At 70.1% G+C, this 13,992-nt stretch carries 11 protein-coding genes; 7 read left to right on the top strand and 4 right to left on the bottom strand.

Features of this window, described 5'->3' with window-relative positions; translation table 11 throughout:
- The first annotated feature begins 35 nt into the window (after positions 1 to 35).
- Entirely contained in the window at positions 36 to 377 is a 342-nt protein-coding gene (locus ABIE67_RS33180) for a hypothetical protein (RefSeq protein ID WP_370265062.1), read from the top strand.
- 48 nt (positions 378 to 425) lie between these two features.
- Here the strand turns inward: ABIE67_RS33180 and ABIE67_RS33185 are convergent, their stop codons facing one another.
- Entirely contained in the window at positions 426 to 1,580 is a 1,155-nt protein-coding gene (locus tag ABIE67_RS33185) for a CAP domain-containing protein (RefSeq protein ID WP_370265063.1), read from the bottom strand.
- Positions 1,581 to 1,732: 152 nt separating this feature from the next.
- Between ABIE67_RS33185 and ABIE67_RS33190 the strand changes: the two genes are divergently transcribed.
- The 4 genes from ABIE67_RS33190 to ABIE67_RS33205 all read left to right on the top strand — a co-directional run bounded on the left by ABIE67_RS33190 (position 1,733) and on the right by ABIE67_RS33205 (position 8,128).
- Positions 1,733 to 2,014, top strand: coding sequence for an acylphosphatase (locus ABIE67_RS33190; protein ID WP_370265064.1), 282 nt, complete (start codon positions 1,733 to 1,735; stop codon positions 2,012 to 2,014).
- A 382-nt stretch (positions 2,015 to 2,396) separates the two neighbouring features.
- Positions 2,397 to 2,600 carry a hypothetical protein gene (locus ABIE67_RS33195; RefSeq protein WP_007493378.1) on the top strand — a complete coding sequence of 68 codons (204 nt, stop codon included), beginning with the start codon at positions 2,397 to 2,399 and terminating at the stop codon, positions 2,598 to 2,600.
- A gap of 253 nt (positions 2,601 to 2,853) precedes the next feature.
- Positions 2,854 to 6,462, top strand: a complete 3,609-nt coding sequence (gene smc / locus ABIE67_RS33200; RefSeq protein WP_370265065.1) for a chromosome segregation protein SMC — start codon at positions 2,854 to 2,856, stop codon at positions 6,460 to 6,462.
- A gap of 250 nt (positions 6,463 to 6,712) precedes the next feature.
- Positions 6,713 to 8,128, top strand: coding sequence for a sugar porter family MFS transporter (locus ABIE67_RS33205; RefSeq protein ID WP_370265066.1), 1,416 nt, complete (start codon positions 6,713 to 6,715; stop codon positions 8,126 to 8,128).
- Positions 8,129 to 8,256: 128 nt separating this feature from the next.
- Here the strand turns inward: ABIE67_RS33205 and ABIE67_RS33210 are convergent, their stop codons facing one another.
- Together ABIE67_RS33210 and ABIE67_RS33215 are read right to left on the bottom strand one after the other, a co-directional pair.
- On the bottom strand, positions 8,257 to 8,634 hold the full coding sequence (locus tag ABIE67_RS33210; protein WP_370265067.1) for a hypothetical protein: 378 nt from the start codon (positions 8,632 to 8,634) through the stop codon (positions 8,257 to 8,259).
- A 52-nt stretch (positions 8,635 to 8,686) separates the two neighbouring features.
- Positions 8,687 to 9,658: an LLM class flavin-dependent oxidoreductase gene (locus ABIE67_RS33215; protein WP_370265068.1), complete on the bottom strand. Its 972-nt coding sequence runs from the start codon at positions 9,656 to 9,658 to the stop codon at positions 8,687 to 8,689.
- 106 nt (positions 9,659 to 9,764) lie between these two features.
- Here ABIE67_RS33215 and ftsY point away from each other — a divergent pair, with 106 nt between their 5' ends.
- Positions 9,765 to 10,976 carry a signal recognition particle-docking protein FtsY gene (gene ftsY / locus ABIE67_RS33220; RefSeq protein WP_370269182.1) on the top strand — a complete coding sequence of 404 codons (1,212 nt, stop codon included), beginning with the start codon at positions 9,765 to 9,767 and terminating at the stop codon, positions 10,974 to 10,976.
- Positions 10,977 to 11,074: 98 nt separating this feature from the next.
- Here the strand turns inward: ftsY and ABIE67_RS33225 are convergent, their stop codons facing one another.
- Complete coding sequence (locus ABIE67_RS33225; protein WP_370265069.1) at positions 11,075 to 11,731, bottom strand: bifunctional DNA primase/polymerase; 657 nt, start codon at positions 11,729 to 11,731, stop codon at positions 11,075 to 11,077.
- 458 nt (positions 11,732 to 12,189) lie between these two features.
- Between ABIE67_RS33225 and ABIE67_RS33230 the strand changes: the two genes are divergently transcribed.
- Positions 12,190 to 13,683 carry a hypothetical protein gene (locus ABIE67_RS33230; protein WP_370265070.1) on the top strand — a complete coding sequence of 498 codons (1,494 nt, stop codon included), beginning with the start codon at positions 12,190 to 12,192 and terminating at the stop codon, positions 13,681 to 13,683.
- Positions 13,684 to 13,992 lie beyond the last annotated feature (309 nt).

A 13,992-nucleotide genomic window follows, 5' to 3' on the forward strand; every position in this document is an offset into this window, starting at 1 on the left:
CCGGTCACGGGGGGCGAAGCCTTGGGGGTAGGTGTGTGGGACGGCCCGTTCTACCGGGTGCGCAGGGACGCATACGAGATCTGTTCGTCCCGGGCGCGGGGGAGGAGCCCGACGAGGTCTGCAACGTCGACATGTGGGTGACGTTCGCCGACGGACAACGCTGGTCCGGGACCGTCTCCACCCTCGACGAGGCGCGCCGTCTGATGGACCGCTGGAAGGGCACCGGGGAATGCCTCGGCGGCCGGTACTTCTACGGCTGGGACGACCTGATCGTCCGGGACCCGGGCCTCCCCGCCATGGTCCGGGTGATCGACGACCTCGTCACCACCGGCGACTACAGGTCGGCCCTGCGGCCACTGGGCCTCGCCGAGGACTGACCGCCAGGACCGTCAGGACCGCCAGAACTGCCAGAACCGTCAGGGCCCTCAGTACCCGAAGTCCTGCGTCCACCAAGGCCCGCCCGCACCGAAGTGCACGCCGACGCCCAGCGTCTTGAAGTCGCAGTTCAGGATGTTGGCCTTGTGGCCCGGGCTGTTCATCCAGGCCTCCATCACGGCGGCCGCGTCGGCCTGGCCGCGGGCTATGTTCTCGCCGCCGAGGTCGGTTATGCCGGCCTTCGCGGCCCGGTCCCACGGGGACGCTCCGCTCGGGTCGGTGTGGTCGAAGAAGCCCCGCGCGGCCATGTCCTCGCTGAAGGCCTGGGCCAGCTCGGTGAGCGAGCTGTTGGCGGCGACCGCGCTGCAGCCGACCTGGGCGCGCTCCTGGTTGACGAGCTGCAGCACCTCGGCCGCGGCGGCGGCCTGCGCGGACAGCTCCACGGGGGCGCTGGTCTGCTCGCGCTCCGGCTGCTTCTCCTTCTCCGGCGCCTTCGTGGCCGTACGGGAAGGCGTCTCCTTCGGCTTCTTGCTGGGCGTGGCCGACGGCTTCTTCGACGGGGTCTTCGTCGGGGCGGCCGATGACGTCGACGGGGCCGGCGAGGTGGGCCGTTCGACGTCGGGACTCGTCGGGGAGCCGCTGTCGGCGTTGCCGGACGTGCCGCCCTGCTCGGTCGGGGCGTTGGTCGGGGTGTCGGCGGCCTGCACCTTGTCCGCGCCGCTGCCGCCGAGCTGGTAGTTGTCGATGCCGGGCACCACACCCGTGGCGACCGCGACCGTGCCCAGGGCGACCGCCGCGGAGACGCCGAGCAGCCCGGTCTTCACCGGCGCCACGGCCTTCTTCTTGCGCCGGCGGTGCGAGCCGCCCCCGGGGCGCCGGGAGCCGGCGCTGGGCGTGAAGCCGTCACTGCGGAAGACGGCGGTCGTGGCGGAGCCGCCGGTGGACGCGGCGTCGTCCGGGAACGTCGTGGTGCCGGTGATCCGGTCGTAGTCGTCGTCCGAGGCGAACAGGTAGGCGTCGCTCTTCGCGTAGGCCTCGGCGTACGCCTCCGGGTTCAGATAGGGCGCGATGCCCATCGTCGGCCGGCCGTCGCCGTACGAGTCCAGCGGGTCGTGGCCCTCCGTATAAGAGCCGTCCGTATGTGTGACCCCCGTGGCGCGGCCCGTGGCGGCGCGGCCGGCGGCGGAGCGTCGGTGGCGTCCCATGTCCTGGCCTTCCTCGTCCCTGCGGTCTCAAGATCCCCACAGAACTCACTCGATCGTGTGAGTTTCATATGGGATTCATTGGGTGGGGACGGTACCGCATAGCGCCAGGGGAGGAAGTGCCCCGAGGGACATTGGCCCGTTAGGTTGCAGTCATGAGCGAGGATGTACGGCTGGTCGCCTGGGTGCGTGGACGCGTCCAAGGTGTGGGTTTCCGCTGGTTCACGCGGGCCAAGGCCCTCGAGATCGGTGGCCTGAGTGGTTTTGCTCTCAATTTGGACGACGGCCGGGTCCAGGTGGTCGCGGAGGGCTCGCGAGATGGCTGTGAAGGGCTCCTCGGCTGGCTCGAGGGTGACGACACGCCCGGGCGGGTCGATGGTGTCACCGAGATCTGGGACACACCCCGCGGGGGTTACGACGGCTTCGCCATCCGCTGAGCCGATTCTGTAAAACGGCCCTGGCGCAACCGGAGGGACCTGCCACCGGCAACTGCCCCCAGCAGAAATGAGCAGGTGGTTGCCAAGAAGCGCTCGCGGTGGCAGGCTCCGCACTCAAGGATGATCGCCACGCCCCGAGGGCCCCGCAGGAGTCGCCGCGCAGCCGCTTTCCGGCCGTGTGCGCCCGGGTTGCCCACCGATACGGGGCGTGATCGTGTTGACCGTCAAACTTTTTGGTGAGACGCTGAAAGCCCCGCGCACCTTCGCTGTTTGGCGTGGCTGAACGGCAGTACAACTACAGGCCTGCCAAGCAACCGCGGGTGCGAATCCCTCACGACCCACACCGCTTCGGTCGGTCACTCAGTGTGGAGGACCATCCATCATGGCAAAGGCGCTTCTCGGTTACGTCGGCGGCTCCGACCCGCGACTCCTCGCCGAGATGCGACGGCTCCAGCAGCGCGTACAGGACCTGGAATCCGAGCTCGGTCGGATCCAGGCGGAGAACGACGCTCTGCAGGCTGCCGCTTCTCACGACAGGATCATGGAGAGCATCGACGCACACCAGGCGGAGCCTGCGCTCACCTGATCACTGCATCGCTCCACAACAGCACAAGCAGTGGTTGGGCGGCCCGTATCCAACCGCTAAGTAGTTGTCAGACGACTGGTAAGTCAGCCGTCAGAAGTTGCAAGGGACGCTTCGGCGTCCCTTCTTTCTTGCCCCCGACTTACTGGCCCGCGCATCCTTTCACCCTCTTTAACGTCTGGTGTGCCCTGCACGTTCATCGGTGAAACCGCGGGTTCATGGAGTGGGATACCGGCGGACGGTAGAGTCCAGCGGCGTGCACCTCAAGGCCCTGACCCTCCGCGGCTTCAAGTCGTTCGCCTCGGCGACCACGCTCCGGTTCGAGCCGGGGATCACGTGCGTCGTCGGACCGAACGGCTCGGGCAAGTCCAACGTCGTGGACGCGCTCAGCTGGGTCATGGGCGAGCAGGGCGCCAAGTCGCTGCGCGGCGGCAAGATGGAGGACGTCATCTTCGCCGGCACGACCGGCCGTCCGCCACTTGGCCGTGCCGAGGTTTCGCTGACCATCGACAACTCCGATGGCGCACTGCCCATCGAGTACGCCGAGGTCACCATCACGCGGATCATGTTCCGCAACGGCGGCAGCGAGTACCAGATCAACGGCGACACCTGCCGTCTCCTGGACATCCAGGAACTGCTCTCCGACTCCGGCATCGGCCGTGAGATGCATGTCATCGTCGGCCAGGGCCAGCTCGACTCCGTCCTGCACGCCGACCCCATGGGCCGTCGCGCCTTCATCGAGGAGGCCGCGGGCGTCCTCAAGCACCGCAAGCGCAAGGAGAAGGCCCTCAGGAAGCTGGACGCGATGCAGGCCAACCTCGCGCGCGTGCAGGATCTGACGGACGAGTTGCGCCGGCAGCTGAAGCCACTGGGCCGCCAGGCCGCGGTGGCGCGCAGGGCCGCCGTCATCCAGGCCGATCTGCGTGACGCCCGGCTCCGCCTCCTCGCCGACGATCTCGTACGGCTCCGGGAGGCGCTCCAGGCCGAGGTCGCCGACGAGGCCGCGCTCAAGGAGCGCAAGGAAGCAGCCGAGCAGGAGCTGAAGAAGGCGCTCCAGCGCGAGGCGCTCCTGGAGGACGAGGTACGGCAGCTCACGCCACGCCTCCAGCGCGCCCAGCAGACCTGGTACGAGCTGTCCCAGCTCGCCGAGCGGGTGCGCGGCACGATCTCGCTGGCCGACGCGCGCGTGAAGAGCGCGACGTCCGCTCCGCCGGAGGAGCGCAGGGGCCGTGACCCCGAGGACATGGAGCGCGAGGCCGCCCGCATCCGCGAGCAGGAGGCCGAACTCGAAGCGGCTCTGGAGGCGGCCGAGCGCGCCCTGGAGGACACGGTCGCCCACCGGGCCGAACTCGAACGGGAGCTCACCCAGGAAGAACGGCGTCTGAAGGACGTCGCCCGCGCCATCGCCGACCGCCGCGAGGGCCTGGCCCGGCTGAACGGACAGGTCAACGCGGCCCGTTCGCGTGCGGCTTCCGCCCAGGCCGAGATCGACCGCCTGGCCGCCGCCCGGGACGAGGCCCAGGAGCGGGCCTTCGCCGCGCAGGAGGAGTACGAGGCCCTCAAGGTCGAGGTCGACGGCCTCGACGCCGGCGACGCGGAACTGGGCGAGCAGCACGAGGCGGCGAAACGGCAGCTCACCGAGGCGGAGGCCGCCCTGACGGCGGCCCGCGAGGCGGCCACGGCGGCGGAGCGCAAGCGCGCGGCGACGCAGGCCCGGCATGAAGCGCTGGCTATGGGGTTGCGACGCAAGGACGGGACGGGGGCGCTGCTGGACGCGAAGGACCGTCTCACCGGCCTGCTGGGGCCGGCGGCGGAGCTGCTGTCGGTGACGCCGGGCCACGAGGTCGCCTTGGCGGCGGCTTTCGGCGCGGCGGCGGACGCCCTGGCGGTCACGTCACCTTCGGCGGCGGCGGCCGCGATCCGCATGCTGCGGAAGCAGGACGGGGGAAGGGCGTCACTCTTGCTCGCCGGGTCGCCGGAGGCGCCCCAAAGGGGCGCGGGGCTGTATCAATCTGCGGCTCCGCCGCGGGGCGCGACCAGCCACGACGAACCCGCGGACGCCACACGACAACACGCGGCAGATCTGGTCCGCGGCCCTTCCGACCTCATGCCGGCAGTAAGACGCCTCCTGCACGGCATCGTCATCGTCGGCACGCTCGAAGACGCCGAAGACCTCGTCTACACCCACCCCCACCTCACCGCGGTCACCGCCGAAGGCGACCTCCTCGGCGCCCACTTCGCACACGGCGGCTCCGCCGGGGCGCCGAGCCTCCTCGAAGTGCAGGCCTCCGTGGACGAGGCCGCCGCCGAGCTGGAAGAGCTGGCCGTCCGCTGCGAAGAGCTCACCGAGGCCCAGCACGCTGCGGCCGAACGCCGCAAGGCATCCGCCGCGCTCGTCGAAGAGCTGGGGGAGCGGCGCCGGGCCGCTGACCGGGAGAAGTCGACGGTCGCCCAGCAACTCGGTCGGCTCGCAGGCCAGGCAAGGGGCGCGGCGGGCGAAGCGGAGCGCTCCGTCGCCGCCGCCGCGCGGGCACAGGACTCCCTGGACAAGGCCCTCCGGGAGGTCGAGGAGCTGGCCGAGCGGCTCGCCGTCGCCGAGGAGATGCCGGTGGAGGAGGAGCCCGACACGTCGGTACGGGACCGTCTCGCCGCCGATGGCGCCAACGCGCGCCAGACCGAGATGGAGGCCCGCCTCCGGGTCCGTACACACGAGGAACGCGTCAAGGGACTCGCCGGCCGCGCCGACTCCCTCGACCGCGCCGCCCGAGCGGAGCGAGACGCACGCGCGCGTGCCGAGCAGCGGAGGGCGCGGCTGCGGCACGAGGCGGCCGTCGCGGAAGCCGTCGCCTCCGGCACCCGGCAGCTGCTCGCGCACGTCGAGGTCTCCCTCGCCCGTGCCGACGAGGAGCGCACCGCCGCCGAGGCCGCCAAGGCGCGGCGCGAGCAGGAACTCACCGTCGCCCGTAACCAGGGCCGCGACCTCAAGGCCGAACTCGACAAGCTGACCGACTCCGTGCACCGTGGCGAGGTCCTCGGCGCCGAGAAGCGGATGCGGATCGAGCAGCTGGAGACCAAGGCGCTGGAGGAGCTGGGCGTGGAGCCCGCCGGGCTCGTCTCGGAGTACGGCCCCCACCAGCTCGTACCGCCCTCCCTGGCCGCCGAGGGCGAGCAGCTCCCCGAGGACCCCGAGCACCCCCGCAACCAGCCCAAGCCCTTCGTCCGGGCCGAGCAGGAGAAGCGGCTCAAGGCCGCCGAGCGGGCCTACCAGCAGCTCGGCAAGGTCAACCCGCTCGCGCTCGAGGAGTTCGCGGCGCTGGAGGAACGGCACAAGTTCCTCAGCGAGCAGCTGGAGGACCTGAAGAAGACCCGCGCCGACCTGCTCCAGGTCGTCAAGGAGGTCGACGAGCGGGTCGAGCAGGTCTTCACGGAGGCCTACCGGGACACGGCCCGGGAGTTCGAGGGCGTCTTCAGCCGGCTCTTCCCCGGGGGTGAGGGACGGCTGATCCTGACCGATCCCGACAACATGCTCACCACGGGTGTCGATGTCGAGGCACGTCCCCCCGGCAAGAAGGTCAAGCGGCTGTCGCTGCTCTCGGGTGGTGAGCGCTCACTCACCGCCGTCGCCATGCTCGTGTCCATCTTCAAGGCCCGCCCGAGCCCGTTCTATGTCATGGACGAGGTCGAGGCCGCCCTCGACGACACCAACCTCCAGCGGCTGATCCGCATCATGCAGGAGCTGCAGGAGGCGTCACAGCTGATCGTGATCACGCACCAGAAGCGCACGATGGAGGTCGCCGACGCGCTGTACGGCGTCTCCATGCAGGGCGACGGTGTGTCAAAGGTCATCAGCCAGCGACTTCGCTGAGGCCGACCTCGGGGTATGCGCCCGTCGGCGGCACACCCGGCCATACGCCAGCCCCACCCAGCCACTTTCACCATCACTTCAAGAAGTGAACACACGTCACCTAGTCACGTCTCGAAACTCACAGCCGATCACCTATTGACTTCGAAACTTGAAGGAATAGTCTCTGCAACGTTGCTTTTACCTTCAGGTATCACTACTTGGAGCGGCTGACCCCCACCCGGCAGCGTTGCCGGTGGCCCGAGGAGTACACGTGACCAGCACAGCGCAGGCACCGACGTCAGGAGCCAGGACGGCTCACCCCGAACATCTCGGGCACGTCGTCTTCATCACCGCGGCGGCCGCCATGGGCGGCTTCCTCTTCGGCTACGACAGTTCCGTGATCAACGGAGCCAACGGCGGCATCCAGGCCCGGTTCGACCTCAGCTCGGGCGTCACCGGGACCGTCGCCGCCAGCGCCCTGCTCGGCAGTGCCGTGGGCGCCGCGATCGCCGGCCGCATAGCCGACCGCATCGGCCGGATCCGCGTCATGCAGATCGCGGCGGTGCTGTTCGCCGTGAGCGCCGTCGGTTCCGGCCTCCCGTTCGCCGCCTGGGACCTCGCCGCCTGGCGTGTCCTCGGCGGTATCGCCATCGGTATGGCCTCGGTCATCGGCCCGGCCTACATCGCCGAGGTCGCCCCGCCCGCCTACCGCGGTCGGCTCGCCTCGTTCCAGCAGGCCGCCATCGTGATCGGCATCGCCGTCTCCCAGCTCGTCAACTGGGCCATCCTCAACATGGCCGACGGCGAGGAGCGCGGCACGGTCGCGGGCCTGGAGGCCTGGCAGTGGATGCTCGGCGTGATGCTCGTACCCGCCGTGATCTACGGCCTGCTGTCCTTCGCGATCCCCGAGTCCCCGCGCTATCTGATCAGCGTCGGCCGCGTCGAGGACGCCAAGAAGGTGCTCGCCGACGTCGAGGGCGGCGCGGACCTGGACGGCCGCGTCACCGAGATCGAGCAGGCCATGAAGAGCGACCACAAGTCGACGTTCAAGGACCTGCTGGGCGGCCGGTTCGGTCTGCTGCCCATCGTGTGGATCGGCATCGGCCTCTCCGTCTTCCAGCAGCTGGTCGGCATCAACGTCATCTTCTACTACTCGAACCTGCTGTGGCAGTCCGTGGGCGTCGACCCCTCGAGCTCGTTCTTCTACTCGTTCGAGACCTCGATCATCAACATCATCGGCACCGTGATCGCGATGATCTTCGTCGACCGCATCGGCCGCAAGCCGCTCGCCCTCATCGGCTCGATCGGCATGGGCATCTCGCTCGCGGCGGCCGCCTGGTCCTTCTCCTTCCAGAACGGCAACGACCCGCTGCCGACCGCGCAGGGCTACGTGGCGCTGATCGCCGCCAACGCCTTCGTCCTCTTCTTCGCCATGTCCTGGGGCGTGGTCGTCTGGGTCATGCTCGGCGAGGTCTTCCCGAACAAGATCCGCGCCGCGGCCCTGGGCGTGGCCGCCTCGGCCCAGTGGATCGCCAACTGGGTGATCACGATCACCTTCCCGGACCTGTCGGACTGGAACCTGTCGCTCACCTACGTCATGTACGCGGTGTTCGCCTTCCTCTCCATCCCGTTCATCCTCAAGTTCGTGCCCGAGACCAAGGGCAAGAAGCTGGAGGAGATGGGCTGACCGGCCCTCCGAACTCGGGGGGAAGGGCCAAGTCCCCGCTGCCCCTCTCCCCGTAACCCCGCCGCCGCCCCGGCTCGGCCACTGCCCGAGCCGGGGCGGCGGTTTCGTACATCACCGACTTCCGTACGTCACCAGATGAGGACGCCGCCGCCGATCTCCACGGCTTTGAGGGCGCTCTCCTCGATGATCCGCAAACGCAGCTCGATCCCGTCCCGGTGTTCCTCGACCGCCCGCGGGTGCTCAGTGCCGTGAGCGATCGCGTCCAAGTGGGCGCGCAGCAGTGCGACCTCGCTCAGGAACTCCGGCACCTGCTCGGCCTCGACCTCCAGATCTCGCTCGGCCAGCACGGGGAGGAAGCGCGCACCCAGGGAGCGCACGAACTCCGACCCCCACACGGTCCTACGCCAGGACTCGAAGCCGCCGGAGTGATAGACGTCGTCCGGCACGTCGAGTATCTGCCTCTTCCCATCCGGTTCCCGGACGAACACTTCCACCAGCAGACTCATGCGCCCAGTGGATCAGCCGCCGCCCGGCCGGGCCATCGAATATCCGCGAGGGTCAGTGGCCCAGCGCCGGAAGCACCTCCTCCGCGAACAACCGCAGGCTCCGCCATCCCTCCTCCACCGGCATCCCGCCCGACAGCGGATGCAGCACGTAGCTGTCGAACCCCAGCGCCACACACTCCTGAGGCGTCACGATCCGGTACACGCCCTCCCCACGCAGCTCCTCCACCGTCGTGGCCTCCGACTTCACGGCGGACCGCACGTCCCCGGACTGCCAGGAGGCGTACGTCCGAGCCTCGTGCAGGAAGTGCCCGCCGTACTGGGCCCACGCCCGGTCCGGATCCTCGGTGATGTGCAGCAGCGGCGTCTCCGCGGCCGGCATCATCGTCCAGCCCTCGGTGCCGTACTCGACGAGCCGCTCCTTGTAGTACGCCTCCAGCTCCGGCAGATGCGCGCTGGGGAAGAACGGCAGGCCGAGCCGGGCGGCCCGGCGGGCGGCGGCCTGCGAGGAGCCGCCGACCAGCAGCAGCGGGTGCGGATCGCTGTACGGGCGCGGAGTGATCCGGACCGTACGGCCCCGGTACTCGAACTCCTCGCCGGTCCACGCCTTCAGCAGCGTCTCCAGCACCTCGTCCTGGAGCTTGCCGCGCCGCTTCCACTCCACGTCGAACAGGGCGTACTCCTCGGGGCGGTACCCGATCCCGGCGACGGTCACCAGCCGCCCGCCGCTCAGCAGATCCAGTACGGCGATCTCCTCGGCGAGCCGCAGCGGGTCGTGCAGGGGGCCGATGATCGCCGAGACGGTGACCGCGATCCTTCGCGTCGCGCCGAAGACCGCGGCCGCGAAGGCGAAGGGGGACGGCAGCCAGTTGTTGTCGGCGCCGTGGTGCTCCTCGGTCTGCACGGTGGTGATGCCGTGCTGGTCGGCGTACGCGGCCATCTCCAGCGCCGCCCGGTAGCGGGCGGCGAGGGATGCGGGGGTCGCGTCGGGCTCGACGAGGTTGAAGCGTACGACCGTGACGGGCATGGGGGTCCCCCTTCACCGGGCGAGTGTGGGGGAGGACGTTAGCTGATGGTGTGTCAGACATCCAGGTCGGCGTAACCCATATTCCATGGCGGATACTGGACGGGTTATGGACATCGTCATCCTTGCTGTAGTCATCGCCGTGGTGGTGCTCGGCGCGCTCGGCGGGCTCATCGTCGGCACGCGCCGTAAGAAGCAGCTGCCCCCGCCGCCCCCCGCCGCCCCCGACATCACCGCCCCTCCGGCCGAGCCGCACGTCGGCGACGAGGCCGAGACACCGCGCGACGAACCGCGCCGGACCATAGAGGAGGTGGACCTTCCGGGCGGCGGAGCACCGACCGCCGTCGAGGAACCGCCGGTCGTCGAAGAGCTCCCGCCGACCGAGATCGAGGTCCCGGAGCCCACCGCCGGCCGCCTGATCCGGCTGCGCGCCCGGCTCTCCCGCTCGCAGAACGCCCTCGGCAAGGGGCTGCTCACGCTCCTGTCGCGCGAGCACCTCGACGAGGACACCTGGGAGGAGATCGAGGACACCCTCCTCACCGCCGACGTCGGCGTGCTGCCCACCCAGGAACTGGTCGACGGGCTGCGTGAGCGCGTGAAGGTCCTCGGCACCCGCACCCCCGAGGAGCTGCGCGGTCTGCTGCGCGAGGAGCTGCTCAAGCTGGTCGGCACCGACTTCGACCGCACGGTCAAGACGGAGCCGGAGGCCAGCAAGCCCGGCATCGTGATGGTCGTCGGCGTCAACGGCACCGGCAAGACCACCACCACCGGCAAGCTCGCCCGTGTCCTCGTGGCCGACGGGCGCAGCGTGGTCCTGGGCGCCGCCGACACCTTCCGAGCCGCCGCCGCCGACCAGCTCCAGACCTGGGGCGAGCGCGTGGGCGCCTACACCGTGCGCGGGCCGGAGGGCGGCGACCCCGCCTCCGTCGCCTTCGACGCGGTGAAGGAGGGCAAGGAGATGGGGTCGGACGTCGTCCTCATCGACACCGCCGGGCGCCTGCACACCAAGACCGGCCTCATGGACGAGCTCGGCAAGGTCAAGCGGGTCGTCGAGAAGCACGCGCCGCTGGACGAGATCCTGCTCGTGCTGGACGCGACGACGGGGCAGAACGGTCTGGTCCAGGCCCGCGTCTTCGCCGAGGTCGTCGACATCACCGGCATCGTGCTCACCAAGCTGGACGGCACGGCCAAGGGCGGCATCGTGGTCGCGGTCCAGCGCGAGCTGGGCGTACCGGTGAAGCTGATCGGGCTGGGCGAGGGCGCCGACGACCTGGCGCCGTTCGAGCCGGAGGCGTTCGTTGACGCCCTTATCGGGGAGTGAACCCACCTACCGAATCTGGTACGTGGCTCGAAGAAGCGCCCGCCTCCCATGGTGCAGTGGGGAGACGGGCGCTTTGCTGTGTACGACTGTGACCGCTGTTACGCCCGGGACCGATGCGCCACGTAAGCCAGCGTGCCCAGCAGTAACCGCGCCGCCGGCGGCTTCGATGCCGTGTCCAGCTCGGGGGGTCGTAGCCAGCGCACCGGTCCCAGGCCGCCCCGGTCGGAGGGCGGGGCCGTGATGGACGTGCCGGGGCCGAGGCCGCGGAGGTCGAGGTGGGTCGGGCCGTCCCAGCCCATGCGGTAGAGGAGCTCGGGGAGCTCGGCGGCGGCGCCCGGGGCGACGAAGAAGTGGGCGCGGCCCTCGGGGGTGGCGGTGACCGGGCCGAGGGGGAGACCCATGCGTTCGAGCCGGGCCAGCGCGCGGCGCCCGGCGGCCTCGGCCACCTCGATCACGTCGAACGCCCGCCCGACCGGCAGCATCACCGAGGCGCCCGGGAACTCCGACCACGCCTTGCTGACGTCGTCGAGCGTGGCGCCGGCCGGGACGTGGGGTGCGAAGTCGAGGGGGTGTGCGCCGGGCGCGCCGCAGTCGGAGCGGCCGCACGAACAGGCGCCCGCCGCGGCCCGCGCGCCGGGCACCACGTCCCAGCCCCACAGTCCGGTGAACTCGGCGACGGCGGTGCACTCCGAGGAGCGGCCGCGTCGACGCGAGCCGGACCGGATCTCCCGGATGCCGCCGATCGTGAAGCCCATGCCCCCTCCAACGGGTCCAGCGCGCGGGTAGTTACGGCGCGGATGCGGATCGTGACCCTGTGTGTTCCTGGGTGCCCGGTTACCCGTCGGCACCGCTCGGCTCACGCGGCGCTTGGGAGCATCCAGGGTTGCGGGCTCGGCGACGCGCGCCTCCGAGTGCTTCGCTCCGCCCACTTCTGGCCGTCCTATGTCAAGTGAATCGTGTGGAGGCGGCCGTTAGTTCATCCGAAGGGGTGGCGAATGGTGGCGTTTCCGGGATCGCCATGGCTGTGGGCGTGATCGTAGGATTACCGTGTGTGCATGAACCCTCGGGGCACATGCACTCGTGGGTATGCCGGGGGCAAGTCGTCTTTCCGTTCGAAGGGTGACAACTGGCGGACGGCCGACCGTATTTACCGGCATTCTGATAGGGCTTGGCGCACTCGGTGACAAGTGGTCCAAGGGATGGGGGCGTTCCAGTGAGCGGCAACAGCGGAAGCGGTACGAGTGCTGGTGGCGCATCGCACGCTGACAAGCGCCCGAACGAGCTGCTCACGTCCTGGTTCGTGCGCAGCGGCTGGTCGAAGGGCGAGCTCGCCCGCCAAGTGAACCGCCGCGCCCGCCAGTTGGGCGCCAACCACATCTCGACCGACACCTCCCGCGTGCGCCGCTGGCTCGACGGCGAGAACCCGCGCGAACCGATCCCGCGGATCCTGTCCGAGCTGTTCTCCGAGCGGTTCGGCTGCGTCGTCTCCGTCGAGGACCTCGGCCTGCGCGCCGCTCGTCAGTCACCCTCCGTGTCCGGCGTCGACCTGCCCTGGACGGCCCCGCAGACGGTGGCCCTGCTCAGCGAGTTCTCGCGCAGCGACCTGATGCTGGCGCGGCGTGGCTTCCTCGGGACCTCGCTGGCCCTGTCCGCGGGCCCGTCCCTCATCGAGCCGATGCAGCGCTGGCTGGTCCCCGCGCCGCCCGCCCCGTACCAGGAGCCCCGGGCCGTCCCGTCCTCCCGCGCGCGTGGCCGGCTGTCCAAGCCCGAGCTGGACCTGCTGGAGTCCACCACCGTGATGTTCCGGCAGTGGGACGCCCAGTGCGGCGGCGGCCTGCGCCGCAAGGCGGTCGTGGGCCAGCTGCACGAGGTGACCGACCTGCTCCAGGAGCCCCAGCCCGAGGCCACCACCAGGAAGCTGTTCAAGGTCGCCGCCGAGCTGGCGGAGCTGGCCGGCTGGATGTCGTACGACGTGGGGCTCCAGCCCACCGCGCAGAAGTACTTCGTCCTCGCGCTGCACGCCGCGAAGGAGGCCGGCGACCGGCCGCTCGGCTCGTACGTCCTGTCCAGCATGAGCCGCCAGATGATCCACCTCGGGCGGCCCGACGACGCCCTGGAGCTGGTCCACCTCGCGCAGTACGGCAGCCGGGACTGCGCGAGCCCGCGCACCCAGTCGATGCTGTATGCGATGGAAGCCCGCGCCTACGCCAACATGGGCCAGCCCGGCAAGTGCAAGCGGGCGGTCCGGATGGCCGAGGACACCTTCGCCGAGGCCGACGACTGGGACGAGCCGGATCCCGACTGGATCCGCTTCTTCTCCGAGGCCGAGCTGTACGGCGAGAACTCCCACTCCTACCGTGACCTCGCCTATGTCGCCGGCCGCAGCCCGACGTACGCCTCGCTGGCCGAGCCCCTGATGCAGCGGGCCGTGGACCTGTTCGCGAAGGACGGCGAGCACCAGCGGTCGTACGCGCTGAACCTCATCGGCATGGCCACGGTGCACCTGCTGCGGCGCGAGCCCGAGCGGAGCGCGGTCTACGCCGAGCAGGCCATGCACATCGCCAAGAAGGTGCGCTCCGAGCGCGTCAACACTCGTATCCGAAAGACGGTCGACACGGCTGTACGCGATTTCGGGGATCTCGCCGAGGTCGTGGACCTGACCGACAAGCTCGCCGTGGAGCTGCCGGAGACCGCGGAGGCGGTCTAGCCTCGCGCGCGATCGCGGGGCAACCCCTGAACCCCGGCCGCGGCCGGCCCTCCCGAACTGCCCGACTCGGCTCCCCCATGCCAGGTCATCGGAAGGCCGACCGCGGCCGGTTTTTCTCCCTCAGTGAAGGTTGCGCCACGATAACGATCGCGCGGCCGAACATCTCGCAGTTCATCAACGCGTAACACGCAGGGCGCCTTCGTCACGGCGGCGAAACAACGAGGGGCTTCCACCGAAACCGCGCTGCGCCAATCTCTTGGCGCATAACCGGCCCGCCCCTCATTCCGCTCAGGCTTCGCCCGCACGGGG

The organism is Streptomyces sp. V4I8 (assembly GCF_041261225.1).
Taxonomy (GTDB): domain Bacteria; phylum Actinomycetota; class Actinomycetes; order Streptomycetales; family Streptomycetaceae; genus Streptomyces.